This is a genomic window from Streptomyces sp. NPDC006365, from assembly GCF_042870755.1.
Classification (GTDB): domain Bacteria; phylum Actinomycetota; class Actinomycetes; order Streptomycetales; family Streptomycetaceae; genus Streptomyces; species Streptomyces xiangluensis.
Map to the genome: position 1 here is coordinate 81,862 of NZ_JBIAHS010000004.1, position 13,009 is coordinate 94,870.

At 71.8% G+C, this 13,009-nt stretch carries 13 protein-coding genes; 4 read left to right on the top strand and 9 right to left on the bottom strand.

Annotated features, from left to right (window positions below; genetic code table 11):
• Nucleotide 1 precedes the first annotated feature (1 nt).
• The gene (locus tag ACFYO0_RS13495) at nucleotides 2-751 is read left to right on the top strand and encodes an IclR family transcriptional regulator (protein WP_388674431.1); all 750 of its coding nucleotides are present in this window, start codon (nucleotides 2-4) and stop codon (nucleotides 749-751) included.
• A 218-nt stretch (nucleotides 752-969) separates the two neighbouring features.
• Here ACFYO0_RS13495 and ACFYO0_RS13500 read toward each other — a convergent pair whose 3' ends face one another.
• Together ACFYO0_RS13500 and ACFYO0_RS13505 are read right to left on the bottom strand one after the other, a co-directional pair.
• Nucleotides 970-2,007 (bottom strand): Gfo/Idh/MocA family oxidoreductase, encoded by a 1,038-nt coding sequence (locus ACFYO0_RS13500; RefSeq protein WP_388674433.1) that lies wholly within the window; start codon nucleotides 2,005-2,007, stop codon nucleotides 970-972.
• Nucleotides 2,008-2,106: 99 nt separating this feature from the next.
• The gene (locus ACFYO0_RS13505; protein WP_388675422.1) at nucleotides 2,107-2,889 is read right to left on the bottom strand and encodes a TIM barrel protein; all 783 of its coding nucleotides are present in this window, start codon (nucleotides 2,887-2,889) and stop codon (nucleotides 2,107-2,109) included.
• Nucleotides 2,890-3,072: 183 nt separating this feature from the next.
• Between ACFYO0_RS13505 and ACFYO0_RS13510 the strand changes: the two genes are divergently transcribed.
• A complete protein-coding gene (locus ACFYO0_RS13510) occupies nucleotides 3,073-4,101 on the top strand; it encodes a LacI family DNA-binding transcriptional regulator (protein ID WP_388674435.1) in 1,029 nt (342 codons plus the stop codon).
• A gap of 234 nt (nucleotides 4,102-4,335) precedes the next feature.
• Here the strand turns inward: ACFYO0_RS13510 and ACFYO0_RS13515 are convergent, their stop codons facing one another.
• The 7 genes from ACFYO0_RS13515 to ACFYO0_RS13545 all read right to left on the bottom strand — a co-directional run bounded on the left by ACFYO0_RS13515 (nucleotide 4,336) and on the right by ACFYO0_RS13545 (nucleotide 10,931).
• Nucleotides 4,336-5,517, bottom strand: coding sequence for a cytochrome P450 (locus tag ACFYO0_RS13515; protein WP_388674437.1), 1,182 nt, complete (start codon nucleotides 5,515-5,517; stop codon nucleotides 4,336-4,338).
• 138 nt (nucleotides 5,518-5,655) lie between these two features.
• Nucleotides 5,656-6,792 (bottom strand): NAD(P)/FAD-dependent oxidoreductase, encoded by a 1,137-nt coding sequence (locus ACFYO0_RS13520; protein WP_388674439.1) that lies wholly within the window; start codon nucleotides 6,790-6,792, stop codon nucleotides 5,656-5,658.
• A complete protein-coding gene (locus ACFYO0_RS13525) occupies nucleotides 6,789-6,983 on the bottom strand; it encodes a ferredoxin (protein WP_388674441.1) in 195 nt (64 codons plus the stop codon). The genes ACFYO0_RS13520 and ACFYO0_RS13525 overlap by 4 nt, the downstream gene beginning before the upstream one ends.
• A gap of 66 nt (nucleotides 6,984-7,049) precedes the next feature.
• Nucleotides 7,050-9,407, bottom strand: a complete 2,358-nt coding sequence (locus ACFYO0_RS13530) for an ATP-binding protein (protein WP_388674443.1) — start codon at nucleotides 9,405-9,407, stop codon at nucleotides 7,050-7,052.
• 105 nt (nucleotides 9,408-9,512) lie between these two features.
• Nucleotides 9,513-9,968: a GNAT family N-acetyltransferase gene (locus tag ACFYO0_RS13535; RefSeq protein ID WP_388675424.1), complete on the bottom strand. Its 456-nt coding sequence runs from the start codon at nucleotides 9,966-9,968 to the stop codon at nucleotides 9,513-9,515.
• An 81-nt stretch (nucleotides 9,969-10,049) separates the two neighbouring features.
• Nucleotides 10,050-10,268, bottom strand: a complete 219-nt coding sequence (locus ACFYO0_RS13540; RefSeq protein WP_388674445.1) for a hypothetical protein — start codon at nucleotides 10,266-10,268, stop codon at nucleotides 10,050-10,052.
• A gap of 186 nt (nucleotides 10,269-10,454) precedes the next feature.
• Nucleotides 10,455-10,931 (bottom strand): DUF6223 family protein, encoded by a 477-nt coding sequence (locus tag ACFYO0_RS13545; protein ID WP_388674447.1) that lies wholly within the window; start codon nucleotides 10,929-10,931, stop codon nucleotides 10,455-10,457.
• 240 nt (nucleotides 10,932-11,171) lie between these two features.
• Between ACFYO0_RS13545 and ACFYO0_RS13550 the strand changes: the two genes are divergently transcribed.
• Together ACFYO0_RS13550 and ACFYO0_RS13555 are read left to right on the top strand one after the other, a co-directional pair.
• Nucleotides 11,172-12,347, top strand: coding sequence for a sensor histidine kinase (locus ACFYO0_RS13550; RefSeq protein WP_388674449.1), 1,176 nt, complete (start codon nucleotides 11,172-11,174; stop codon nucleotides 12,345-12,347).
• Nucleotides 12,344-13,006, top strand: coding sequence for a response regulator (locus ACFYO0_RS13555; protein WP_388674451.1), 663 nt, complete (start codon nucleotides 12,344-12,346; stop codon nucleotides 13,004-13,006). Before ACFYO0_RS13550 ends, ACFYO0_RS13555 begins: the two co-directional genes overlap by 4 nt.
• Nucleotides 13,007-13,009: the final 3 nt, after the last annotated feature.

Genomic DNA, 13,009 nt, shown 5'->3' on the forward strand with positions numbered 1-13,009 from the left:
TATGAAGAACGAGCCGCCGTATCCGATCGCCTCGGTCGACCACGCGCTGCACCTGGCGACGCTGCTTCAGCAGGAGGGCCCGATGCGGGTCAGTGATGCCGCGGAACGTCTGGGCGTCTCGCCGTCCACCGCGCACCGCCTGCTGGCGATGCTCGTCTACCGGGACTTCGCCGAGCAGCGGCCCGACCGGCGCTACCAGGCGGGCGAGGTCCTGCGCCCCACCGTCACCACCCAGGCTCCGGTGACGCTGCTGAGAGAGGTGGCGCTGCCCCATATGCAGGAACTGGCCGACGCCAAGGAGGAGTCGGTCAACCTCATCGTCCTGGCCGGCACCGAGGCCCGGTTCCTGGCGACGGCGGAGTCCCGGTCCCCGCAGATCCTGCGGGTCGGCACCCGGGCCGGCCGGTCACTGCCCGCTCACCTGACCTCGGGCGGCAAGGCCATCCTCGCCGCCCTTCCCACCGAGGACCTCACCGCGCTCTACGCCGGCGACACCGAGGTCGACCTGCCCCGGCTGCGGCGCGGACTGGCCCGGGTGCGCAAGCGGGGCTTCGCCCTCAACAACCAGGAGACCGAGACGGGGCTGACCGCGATCGGAGTCCGTGTCCGGGCCCCTTCGCACGGCCTGGTCGCAGCCGTGGCGATCGCCATACCGACGGCGCGCTTCCGACGGGACCGTCTCCCCCACTGGGTGAGCGCCCTGGCCTCGACGGCCTCGGCCGTCGAACGCGAACTGGAGGCGCGGACCTGACCGGTCCGCGCCTCGGGAGCACGGTGGGGCGGCCCGCGTACAACTATCCGCTCGGAGGCTCCGAGTGGCGACGGGATGAGTACGAACCCAACATTCCCGGCTGAGCGCCCGGCGGGCAGCGGTTGACAGCTGCGCCGCGGGCGGTGCGAGCAGCATCCCGGCTCTCGGCGCGAGGCCCGGCTACTCGCGCGGCTGACCGGTCGGGGGCGTTCGGCGCGTCAGAGACCCTTCAGCTGGTCGATGCGGACGGAGCCGCCGGTGGTGACGGAGTCGATGGCGGCGAGGGCGATGGACAGGGCCGCGCGGGCGTCCTCTCCGCCGGCGGTGGGAGTGCGGCCGGTGCGGACGCTGTCGGTGAAGTCGGCGAGTTCGGCCACGTAGGCGTCGTGGAAGAGGTGTTGGTCGTAGGTGACGCACTCGCCGGTGGCTCCGTCTGGGCCGTATGCGGTCAGGTGGGTACGGCGGAGGTCGCCCAGGGTGAGCATGCCGGCCGAGCCGAGGACTTCGGCGCGTACGTCGTAGCCGTAGACGGCCTGGAAGCTGGCCTCGGCGGTGGCGAGGGCACCGTTGTCGAAGCGGATCGTGACGACGGCGGTGTCGAGCAGGCCGTGGTCCTTGAAGTCGGGGCGGATCAGGGCGTCCGCGAACGCGGAGACCTCGACGGGTTCGGCGCCGGGGTTGAGGTGGCGCAGGATGTCGAAGTCGTGGATGAGTGTCTCCAGGAAGATCGTCCACGGGGGTATACGGGCCGGGTCGGCGAGTTCGGGGTCACGGGTGAGCGAGCGCAGCAGCTGGGGTGTGCCGATGGTGCCGGCGATGATCTTCTCGTGGGCGGCCCGGAAGCCCGGGTCGTAGCGGCGGTTGAAGCCGACCTGGAGGGGCACGCCTGCGTCGGCGGCGGCCTTGATGGCGCGGTCGGCCTCGGCGAGGGTGACGGCCATCGGCTTCTCGCTGTAGACCGCTTTGCCTGCCTTGGCCGCCGCTTCGACGAGGTCGGCGTGGGTGCGGGCCGGGGTGGCGATCACCACCGCGTCGATGTGCGGGCTGGCGAGGAGGTCGCCGATGTCCGTGTAGGCGGCGGTGCAGCCGAGCCGGTTGCCCAGGCTCCGCGCGGTGCCCGGGGCGGGGTCGGCGATGGCGGCGAGCCGGACGCCCGGGAGGCGGTGGGCGAGGGTCTCGGCGTGGAAGGCGCCCATGCGTCCGGCGCCGATGAGGCCGACGGCGAGAGGCTGATGGGTGGTCATGGGGGTGGTCATGGGGCTCCATACGTCATGGTCGGAGGCCGCCAGGATCGTCGGATCCCGACGAGGCAGGCAGAGGCAGGGGACGGGGGGGGCAGGCAGGCGGCAGGGGCGTCAGAGGGTGAACGCCGAGCGGAAGCGCTCCAGGGCGAGCTCGCTTTCACCGGAGGCCCAGGCCTCCATGGCGACCGTGCCTTCGTAGCCGAGCTCTTTGAGGGTGCGGGCGACGGCGGGGTAGTTGATCTCGCCGGTTCCGGGTTCTCGGCGGCCGGGGACGTCGGCCACCTGTATCTCACCGATCAGGCCCAGGGCATGGGCCTTGCGGACCAGCTCGATCAGATTCCCCTCGCCGATCTGGGCGTGGTACAGGTCCAGGTTCATCCGCAGTCCGGGCCGGCCCACCGCCTGGACCAGGGCCATCGTGTCGGCGGCCGTCGCGAACGGCACACCTGGATGGTCGACGGCCGTGTTGAGGTTCTCCAGCGTGAAGACCACCCCGGTGCTCTCGCCCAGTTCGCCGAGGCGGGTGAGCGTGCGGTGGGCGGCGATCCACATCGCTCCGGTGGCCGCTCCGGTCACCGGCACCACCGGCAGGCCCTTGTCGTCCAGTCCGGTGCCGTGCAGGTTCAGCCTGGGACAGCCCAGTTGCTCGGCCGCCCGGAGCGACTCCTCGGCGGTGCGCAGGAGTTCGGCCGCTCCGTCCTCGTCGGTCAGACTGCCCCGGATGTATCCGGTCATGGACGAGAACTCGGCCGGGGTCCGGGCCAGGGCGTCGAGGTCGTGCCGGGTCCAGTCCCAGATCTCGACCTGGAAGCCGGCGTCGTGGATGCGCCGGGCCCGTTCGTCGATCGGCAGATCCAGAAAGACCATTTCGGCGCAGACCGCCAGTGTGTACATCGCCACCCACCCTTTCTCCCGTACCGCGATACCTAGAACGTTCTAGTGACTAGAACGTTCTAGCGCTGTCTGTGAGCAGCAGTACGCCAGTCGCCGAGCAGACCTGTCAAGACTTCGGCGCCTGCGAAGGCTAGAACGTTCTATAGTCGGCTCTCGAGAGGCGACTCCGACCAGGGAGGACAGGTGCCAGGAACCCCGGCGGTCCCCGCCGGAAAGCGACCGACACTCGCGGACGTGGCGGCGCGGGCCGGCGTGTCCACGGCGCTGGTCTCCATCGTGATGCGCGACGCGAAGGGCGCCGGCGCGGCCACCCGCGAGCGTGTCCTCCAGGCCGCGCGGGAGATCGGTTACCGTCCCGACGCCCGGGCGCGGCTGCTGCGCAGCCAGCGTTCCCGGCTGCTCGGCGTGCAGTTCGGCCTCCAGCACCCCTTCCACACCGATCTGGTGGAGGGCCTCTACGCGGCGGCCGAACCGGCCGGCTACGAGATCGCGTTGAGCGCCGTGGCCGCCGGGCGCGGCGAGCAGCGCGCCGTCGAGACACTGCTCGCCGACCGCTGCGAGGCGCTGATCCTGCTCGGCCCGCAGGCCCCGGCCGCGCGGCTCGCGGAACTGGCCGGGCAGCTGCCGGTCGTCTCCGTGGCCCGTCGGCTACGGCCCTCCATCCCCGGCCTGGAGGTCGTACGGACCGCCGACGACGAGGGTGCCCGGCAGGCGGTGGACCACCTCGTCGCTCTGGGCCATCGCGACATCGTCCACATCGACGGCGGTCGGGCACCGGGTGCGGCCGACCGGCGCCGCGGCTACCGCACCGGCATGAACCGCCACGGCCTGGCCGAACACATCCGCATCCTCCCCGGCGGGCTCACGGAGGAGGAAGGCGCCGCGGCCGCCCGAACCCTGTCGGCCGCCCACCCGCGCCCCACCGCCGTGATGGCCTTCAACGACCGCTGTGCGACCGGCGTTCTCGACGTCTTCCTCCGCTCCGGCGTCACGGTCCCCGGCGACATCTCCCTCGTCGGGTTCGACGACAGCCACCTGGCCCGGCTGGCCCACATCGACCTCACCACCGTCGGACAGGACATCCCTCGCCTCGCCCACCTCGCCGTCGGCCGGGCCGTCGCACGCCTGGAGGGCGAGGGCCCCCCCGCCGGGGAGGACGTCATCACCCCTCGCCTCGTCGTCCGGGGCACGACCGCCCCGCCCTCGCTGTGAGCTGGCGGCGCCTGGTGCGATGGCGGGTTCCCCGCTGTACGGCTCCGAGTCGGGCCACGGAGTTCAGCCCGGAACTCTTCGCCGGCACGAGCCGCTCTCCGGCCGCGAGGTCAGCCGCTCTTCCCCGGCTCCGGGGCGGTGGCGCTGCCCGCCGGGCCGGCGCAGAGGCGCATGGACGGCCCGCTCGCTGGATCCTAACCGGGTTCAGCGGGGCCTCAGGCGTACTTCCCCGCGTCAGCTGACGCGCACCGGCAGGCTCCGGAAGCCGCGCGTGATGTTGTTGAGGGCTCGGACCGGGTCGCCGGTCAGTTCGATCCGCTGGACATGTGAGGCCAACGCCTTGAGTACCGCGTGGACTTCGAGACGGGCGAGGCCCTGGCCGGCGCAGGCGTGGTTGCCGTAGCCGAAGCCGAGGTGGTCCACGGGGTTGCGGCGGATGTCGAAGCGGTCGGGGTCGGGGAAGTGGCGGTCGTCGCGGTTGGCGGCGGCGTAGCTGTGCAGGACGCGGGCGCCGGACGGGATCACCACCCCTTCGCCCAGGTTCACCTCGCGGGTGGTGGTCCGGGAGAAGACCTGGATGGGGCTCTCGATCCGCACGATCTCATTGAAGGCGGAGGGCACCAACGACGGGTCGGAACACAGCAGTTCCCACTGCTCGGGGTGGCGGGCGAACAGCCACATGCCGCTGCTGATCGTGCTGATCGTGGTGTCGAAGGCAGCCACCACATAGCCCGCGAGCAGGCCGATCGCGCCCTCGACGGGGATCTGGCCCGCCTTGTGCGCCTCCAGCAGGGTCCAGCCGAAGCCGCCGGGGACGAGGTTCTCCTTGGCCACGACCTCGGCGAGGTAGCCCATGAGGGCCTCGACCCGCGGTACCGCGGCGGCCGTACGCGGGCAGACCGGGCCGGCCGAGTCGAACCAGCCGTCGGCCATGTCGAGCAGCTGGTCGCGGCCCTGCTCGGGCCAGCCGATCAGGTCCATGATCACGTGCATGGGGAGGTCCTGCGCCAAGTCTGTGACCGCGTCGAAGGAACCCCGCCCCATCAACTCGTCGGCCAGTTGCCCGGCCCGGCGGTCGATGGTCTCGGCGACCGGGCGCAGCGCTCGGGGCGACAAGCGTTCGGTGAACAGTTTGCGCTGCTCGGTCTGTGCGGGCGGGTCCATGTGGATCAGGGCGCTGGACCAGGCTTCATTGAAGCCGTCGTTGAGGCCGATGCCCTGTCCTGAGGAGAAGGTCTCCCAGTCTTCGAGGGCCGAACGCACCTGCTCGTAACGGGAGATGAACCACAGGCCGTAACGGCTGAGGTAGACCGCCGGGCCGGCGTCGCGCAGTGCCTTGTAGCGGGGGTAGGGGTCGGCGAGCGCCTCGTCGCTGAAGAGGTCGAGGTCGGAGGTGAGGGGGGTCGTGGTGGTCATGACGATCGATCTCCTTTGATCGGGGGATGTCGGGGGATGCCAAGGATGTTGGGGGTGCGGAGAGGAAGGGCGGACCGGCGGATCAGGGGGTACGGAAAACCGGCTGATCAGGGGGGATACGGCGGACGGCCGCAGACGTCACGCGGCCAGCGCGCGCAAACGCCCCACCGGAATGCGGTGGTTGAGGGCGGCGGCGGTCACGGACCGGTCCGGGTGGTCCCAGCGCAGCAGGGCGGAACGGCCGGCCAGTGAGCCCTTGAGGACGGTCGGTTCCCCGGCGGCGGGCAGGGTTCCGGCGAGCTTGACGGCCAGGCCGAACGCCTCCGTCCAGAAGTACGGTTGCGGGGTGTACGGCGGCGCCGCGTCGCCGTGCAGCAGTGCGGCGACGCCCGACCGTGCCTGACTGATCGCGGCGTCCCAGTGCGGGGTGCGGCGGAAGCGGCCGTTCCCGGTGGGGAAGGCGGCGACGTCCCCGACCGCGACGACGTCCGGGGCGCCGGCCCGGCAGCGCTCGTCGACGACGACCCCGCCCAGCAGAGCGAGCCCTGAACCCTCCAGCCATTCGGAGTTGGGGCGGCAGCCGACGGCGGTCACGACGAGGTCGGCCTCCAGGCGCCTGCCGTCGGCGAGTTGAGCACCGTACGGCGTCGGCGTCACGCCGTCCGGGCACATGACGGTCCGTACGCCGTGATCCCGCGTCGCCCGCTCGAACAGTCCGGCGAGGAAGGGACCGAGCGTCGTCACGAACGGGGCCTGTACGTCGACGACCGTGACCTGGCGCCCGAGTTCGGCGGCGACGGAGGCGATCTCCATGCCCAGGAAACCGCCGCCCACCACCAACACGCTGCCGGCGCGAGCGAGTTCGGCCCGTAGGCGCAGGGCGTCGTCCAGGGTGCGCAGGACGAGCCCGTGTTCTCCCAGGGTGCGGGCCCGCGCCCCCGTGGCGATCACGAGCTTGTCGTACGGGATCTCCGTGTCGTACGGGTTCTCCGTACCGCCCGCGATACCGTCCTCGATCCGCACCAGCCGGGCGTCCGGGTCCAGGCCCGCCGCCCGGACGCCGGTGAGGACCTCGACGTCGGGGCCGAGCTTCGGGAGGGCGACCGAGTCGGCGTCCTCGGTGCCTTTCAGTACTCCCTTGGACAGGGGCGGGCGGGTGTACGCGGCCCGCGGCTCCTCTCCGACGAGGGTGATCGAGCCGTCCCAGCCCTGTCGCCGCAGTTCGTCGACGGCGGTCACTCCGGCGAGCGAGCCACCGACCACGACCGCTCTCATCGGCCGGTCCGCAGCGCCGCCACCGGGCAGGCCCGGGCAGCTGCCTCGGCCTTGTCCGTCAGCTCGGCCGGGATGTCGTCCAGCAGGACGGTGACGACGCCGTCGTCGTCGAGCCCGAACACCTCGGGCGCGGCCTGTTCGCAGAATCCGAAGCCGTCGCAGCGGCTCTCGTCCACTTCGATGTGCACCATGCGGCCACCCTCGGCGCGGGACCCGCCCGGGGCTATGGGTGGAACTACGGGGTCGGTACCCGGTTCCTACGGGTTGGGTACCTGGTTCTCCGCCACCCAGGCCGCGACCTGCGTACGGGAGCCGAAACCCAGCTTGGCCAGGATGTGCTCCACGTGGCCGTCCACGGTGCGCGGTGACAGGACGAGCGCGGCGGCGATCCGCCGGTTGCTCATCCCCTGGGCGACCAGGGCGGCGACCTCGCGCTCACGCCGGGTCAGCGGGCCTGGCGCCGGCTCGGCGGCGGAGGTCGACATCGGCTGGGCGTCCAGCGCGTAGGCGATGGCCCGGGACGGCCGGTCGTACGCACCGCCTTCGGTGAGGGCCGCCTCGTACGCCTCCTCGCCAAGGGCCCGTGCCACCGACCGTTCGCACTGGTCGTTCCGCTCGGCCAGATGCGGGCCGAACACGGCGATGGTGGTGCCGACGTGCCGCCACAGGGAACGGACCGAGCCGAGCAGCCATGCCGCCCGCTTGTGGTCGCCCTCCGAGGCGGTGATCCAGGCCAGCAGCTCCATCATCAGCGCCGTACCGGCGTAGTCGTCGAAGCCCCGCTGGATGTCGAGCCCGGCCCGCGTCAGCTCCAGGCCGGTCTCCGCGTCGCCGCGCACCCAGGCGTCGTGACCCAGCGCCCAGAGCGCGTAGGAACGGCACCAGCGTTCCCCGTGAGCCTCGGCGGTGGCCACGGTGTGCCGCCCGGTGCGCTCCGCGCGCGGGTCGCCGGTGTGCGCCTGGGCGACTGCCAGCTGGAACAGCGAGAACAGGGCGCCCGGCCCGTCGCCGACCGCCTCGTGCGCGGCCACCGCCCGCTCGTACCGGGAGACGGCATCGTCCAGATGGCCCCGGAACAGCGCCGATGTGCCGCGCAAGCCCTCGACGTACGCGCACACCACCGGGTCGTCGAGCCGCTCCCCCAGCTCTCCGGCCTCCGTCAGGGCCCGGTCCGCCGCCGGATGATCGCCCTGGAGCAGCCCGGCCCAGGCGGCCACCCACAAGGCCCTGGCCCGCGCGGGGGTGGGCTCGAGAGCCGCCGCCAGCGCCCGGTCGAGCCAGCGGCGTCCCTCGCCGAGGAACCCGTCGGCGCACCAGTGGAAACGCAGGGCCGCGACCAGCGCCAGCGCCGTCTGCGGGTCGCTGTGCTCCAGTGCCGTACGGAGATTGCCGTGTTCGGCGCGCAGCCGGGCCAGGCCCTCCTCCTGGCCGGGGCCGTACCAGTCGTCGGCGATCCGCTCGGCGAGGCGGCGGTAGAAGTCGCGGTGGACCCGGCGGACGTGCTGTTCCTCGCCGGACTGGGCGAGCTTCTGGGCGCCGTACTGGCGGATGGTCTCCAGCATCCAGTAACGGGGTTGCCCCTCGCGCTCGTTGATGAGCACCACAGACTGGGCGACCAGGCGGTCGAGGAGGTCGAGAACCTCCCGGCGGGTGATGCCCGCGCCTGTGCCGACGCCCTCGGCCACGCCGACACCCTCGGCGGCGCTGAGGCTTCCGCCCGCACCAACACTCTCGGCCGCGCTGATGCCTTCGCCCGCGCCGACGCTCTCCGCCGCGTCCAGGCCGAAGCCGCCGGCGAACACCGACAGCCGGTTCCACAGCAACCGCTCGGCCGGGGTGCACAGCTCGTAGCTCCAGTCGATCAGCGCGCGCAAGGTGCGCTGGCGAGGGCGGGCGGTGCGGCTGCCGCCCGTGAGCAGGGCGAAGCGGTCCTCCAGACGCTCCGCCACCTGGTCGACGGTCAGGGTGCGCAGGCGGGAGGCGGCCAGTTCGATCGCGAGGGGCAGCCCGTCCAGGCGGGCGCACAACCGGGTTACGGCGGCGCGGTTGGCGTCGGTGACGTCGAACTCCGGCCGGCTCGCCGCGGCCCGGTCCCGCAGCAGCTCCACCGCCTCGTCCGGTACGGACAGGGGGGCCACGGTGAAGACGTGCTCGCCGGACATACCGAGCGTCTGGCGGCTGGTCGCGAGAATGCGCAGATCGGGGGCTGCGGAGAGGAGTGCGACCGCCAGTTCGGCGCAGGCGTCGACCAGGTGCTCGCAGTTGTCGAGCACGATCAGGCACTGCCGCTCGGCCAAGTGGTCCGCGAGCTGCTCCAGCGGCGGTCTGGCGGACAGGTCGGGTATGCCGAGGGCGGTGGTGGTGACGGCCGCGACGGCCGCCGGGTCCCGCACCGGCGCCAGGTCCACCAGCCACACCCCGTCGGCAAAGCCCTTACGGGAGGCCGCCGCCACCTCCAGCGCCAGCCGCGTCTTGCCCACCCCACCCACACCGGTGAGCGTCAGCAGCCGTGCCGAACCGAGCCGGCGACGGATCTCCGTCATCTCCCGCCGCCTGCCCACGAACGTTGTGAAGGCCGCCGGGAGGTTTCCTCCTCGTGCGGTCGCGCTGCTCACACGTGAACGCTAAGGAAACCTGTTGGTTGGGGGCAAGGGCGGGGGTCTGCGCATGTGGTGCGCACAAAAGGGTTCGCTGACGCCGGCGACCGCAGCGCGAGATCGTCAGAGGGCCCTCGACATGAATGTGCTGTTGGAGTCGGGCTGATAGTCCGCGAACGGCTCGCAGTGGACGAAGCCGAACTTCTCGTACAGCTTCCTGGCGGGCAGAAAGAACTCGGCCGCGCCGGTCTCGAGGCTCAGCCGGGTGAATCCCATGCGCTTGGCCTCGGCGATGATGTGCTCCAGCAGCAGGGACGCGATCCCGCTTCGCTTACGCGCCGGAGTGGTGCGCATCGACTTCAGCTCCGCGTGACCCTCATCAAGCCTCTTGATCGCACCGCAGCCCACCACGGTGTCACCGTCGATGACCGACCAGAACGTGATCTCGGGCTTGCGGAGTTCGTCGAGATCGAGTGCGTGCTTGCTTTCCAGAGGGGTGATGGACCGCATCTGCTGGACGTGCTCGTCCAGGAACCCGGCTATCTCTGAGCCGGAGAGGTCGTCCACCACGATCTTCACCTTGCTCACCCTTCTTCGGAACTCTCGGTGCCGCGGGTACTGTGCCACGCTCTCTGCCACTCGAGGTGGAGCCGATCCGGCTCAGCGGGTCGCCGGGGCGGCGTCCGCGTGCGCGGTGCGCAGGGCGGAGAGGAAGGTGTCGGCCGGCTTGGCGCCCGAGAGACCGTGGGCGCGGTCGAGGACGAAGAACGGGACGCCCGTGGCGCCGTAACGGCGTGACGCGAACGCGGGCACCGAAGCCGCCCACCCGCTTCCCACCGGCCCGCTGACCTCGCAGCCGCTGTACGAGGTGATGGGCACGAGGTGATGGGCGGCCTCAACGACACGGCGTAACTGGTCCGGGTCCGGCCACGAGACGGGCGTGGTCGCCCCGGTACTCCCGAAGTCCCTCCGGGCGGCCGGGACTTCGATACTGCAAGCCCGCGTCGGAGCGACAGATCGTCGGGCAGGGCCCGGAACACCAGGAACTCGGGCGCTGAACCGGCATCATGGCCGGTGAGCCGGTACGGCGGGAGCGGGACCGGTGCGGCGGAACCGGGCCAGAGCCAGCCCTCCGAGAACCACGGCGATGAGCCCCGCCACCAGGGCGACGATGGCCCCGCCCAGCCCGTTTCCGGTGCCGATGCCTCCATCGGAGGTGGCCACGACCAGAGCGCCGAGGGCCATGGCGGTCAGCCCCGCCGCCAGGGGCACGATGGTTCCGAGCCGCCCGGACCCAGCGCCGAAACGACCGGCAGGACGGGCCAGAGCCAGCCCCCCGATGACCGCGCCGATCAGCCCCAGTACGCCGGCCACGCCGGCCCCGAGTCGCCCGGCGCTCATGTCGGTGACACTGGCGGCGGTCGGCTGGACCGAGGCATGCGCGGCCGCCGGTGCGGCAAGCAGGACCACCCCGAGCAGGGCGGCTCCGGCCATGGCAGGCACACGTCGGACCGACCACCTCACGGATCCTGATGAGTTCATGTCCCTCTCCTTCTTTCGTGTCTGTCGTCCGTCTCGATTCCGAGGTCCGGATGTCGACTGAGCGTCTCCCGCGAGCGCACCGCCGGTCGTCCCGCAGACGCAGACACTTCACGCTGCCGCCGACGGCGCACCCCGTTGCCGCGGATGCCGCAGAAACCGCGGAGATACCGCGTGCGCGGTAGCCGACCGCTCCTCCGGCAGCGGGACCCGCCCGCGGCAGCATCCGGCTAGGGTGCGCGCATGTGGACAAAACGGCCCGGCATCAGGCCCCGTGTCAGAGACTGGGCGATCGCCGTCGGCGTAGCGGCGCCGTTGCTGGTCACCGGGCTGTCCGGGCAGCACACCGCTACGAGACTCGACCTGCTCGGCTACGCGCTGCTGGTGGCCGGCGGCCTGGCGCTGGCCGCGCGCCGCCGGGCCCCGATTCCCGTGCTGGCCGTCACCGGGCTGTGCGCGGTGGGCTACCAGGCGGCCGGTTTCGACGTGCCCGCCGTGGCGTACCTGTTCGCGGTGTACGCCGCCGTACGGGCCGGACACCGCACCCTCACGATCGCGGCGTCCGTGACCATGGTGGCCGCCCTCCCCCTCGCGGCCCTGGCCTCCGGCCAGCACGACACGGGCGAGGCGTTCGCGCAGGCCCGAGGCGCCCTCGAGCTGGCCTGGCTGATCGCGGCCGGCGCTGCCGGTGAAGCGCTGCGGCAGGCCGAGCGGCGGGCGGAAGAAGCCGAGCGCACACGGGAGGAGACCGCGCGGCGCCGCGCCGACGAGGAGCGGCTGCACATCGCGCGCGAGCTGCACGATTCGCTCACCCACCAGATCTCGATCATCAAGGTGCAGGCCGAAGTCGCCGTCCACGTGGCCCGCAAGCGCGGCGAACAGGTACCGGATGCCCTGCTGGCGATCCAGCAGGCCGGACGGGAGGCGACCCGCGAACTGCGGGCGACCCTGGAGGCGCTGCGCGACGACGACACGACCCCGCCGCGTGGGCTCGACCACGTCCCGGAACTGGTGGAACGGGCCCGCACCATCGGCCTGGACGCCACTTTGACGATCGAAGGGCGACCGCACGACGTACCGGCCGCGGTGGCCCGTACCGCCTACCGGATCGTGCAGGAGTCGCTCACCAACATCGCCCGTCACGCGGACGCCGCCACGGCGTCGGTCCGGATCGACCACCGTCCGGACGCGCTGGTGATACGAGTCGACGATGACGGCAAGGCCACACCAGGCACCGCCCCGGTCCCCGGCGTCGGTCTGCTCGGGATGCGCGAACGCATCACCGCACTCGGCGGCCGACTGCGCGCGGAGCCGCGTGGCGAGGGCGGCTTCACAGTCCAGGCCGAACTCCCCGTGGACGTCCAAGCCGAACTCCCCATGGACGTCCAAGCCGAACTCCCCGTGGGCCACACATCATGATCCGTGTCCTGCTGGTCGACGACCAGCCGCTCCTGCGCAGCGGATTCCGCGCGCTCCTCGACCTCGAGGACGACATCGAGGTGGTGGCCGAGGCCGCCGACGGGAAGGAGGGCCTGGCCCTCACGAAAGAACACCTGCCCGACATCGTGCTCATCGACATCCGGATGCCGGTCGTCGACGGCATCGAGGCGACCCGGCGCATCGCCGCGGACCCGGACCTGGCCGGGGTGCACGTCGTCATCCTCACCAACTACGGCTTCGACGAATACGTCTTCGACGCGCTGCGCGCAGGCGCAGCGGGATTCCTCGTCAAAGACATCGTGCCGGAGGACTTCCTGCACGCCGTACGCGTCGCCGCACGCGGCGACGCCCTGCTCGCACCGTCGATCACCCGCAAGCTGATCAACCGGTACGTCACCCAGCCGCTCCACACCGATGTCGGTACAGGGCTGGAAGAGCTCACCAACCGCGAACGCGAGGCCGTCGCCCTGGTCGCGCAGGGCCTGTCCAACGACCAGATCGCCGACCGGATGGTGATCAGCCCGATGACCGCCAAGACCCACATCAACCGGGCCATGACCAAGCTCCACGCCCGTGACCGCGCCCAACTCGTGGTCCTCGCCTACGAATCCGGCCTGGTGGCCCCGCGTAATCGCTGATAC

Coding starts and splice junctions, on each gene's coding strand:
- ACFYO0_RS13495 (WP_388674431.1), top strand. CDS start 2: ATGAAGAACGAGCCGCCGTATCCGATCGCCTCGGTCGACCACGCGCTG.
- ACFYO0_RS13500 (WP_388674433.1), bottom strand. CDS start 2,007: ATGACCACCCCCATGACCACCCATCAGCCTCTCGCCGTCGGCCTCATC.
- ACFYO0_RS13505 (WP_388675422.1), bottom strand. CDS start 2,889: ATGTACACACTGGCGGTCTGCGCCGAAATGGTCTTTCTGGATCTGCCG.
- ACFYO0_RS13515 (WP_388674437.1), bottom strand. CDS start 5,517: ATGACCACCACGACCCCCCTCACCTCCGACCTCGACCTCTTCAGCGAC.
- ACFYO0_RS13520 (WP_388674439.1), bottom strand. CDS start 6,792: ATGAGAGCGGTCGTGGTCGGTGGCTCGCTCGCCGGAGTGACCGCCGTC.
- ACFYO0_RS13525 (WP_388674441.1), bottom strand. CDS start 6,983: ATGGTGCACATCGAAGTGGACGAGAGCCGCTGCGACGGCTTCGGATTC.
- ACFYO0_RS13545 (WP_388674447.1), bottom strand. CDS start 10,931: ATGAACTCATCAGGATCCGTGAGGTGGTCGGTCCGACGTGTGCCTGCC.
- ACFYO0_RS13550 (WP_388674449.1), top strand. CDS start 11,172: ATGTGGACAAAACGGCCCGGCATCAGGCCCCGTGTCAGAGACTGGGCG.
- ACFYO0_RS13555 (WP_388674451.1), top strand. CDS start 12,344: ATGATCCGTGTCCTGCTGGTCGACGACCAGCCGCTCCTGCGCAGCGGA.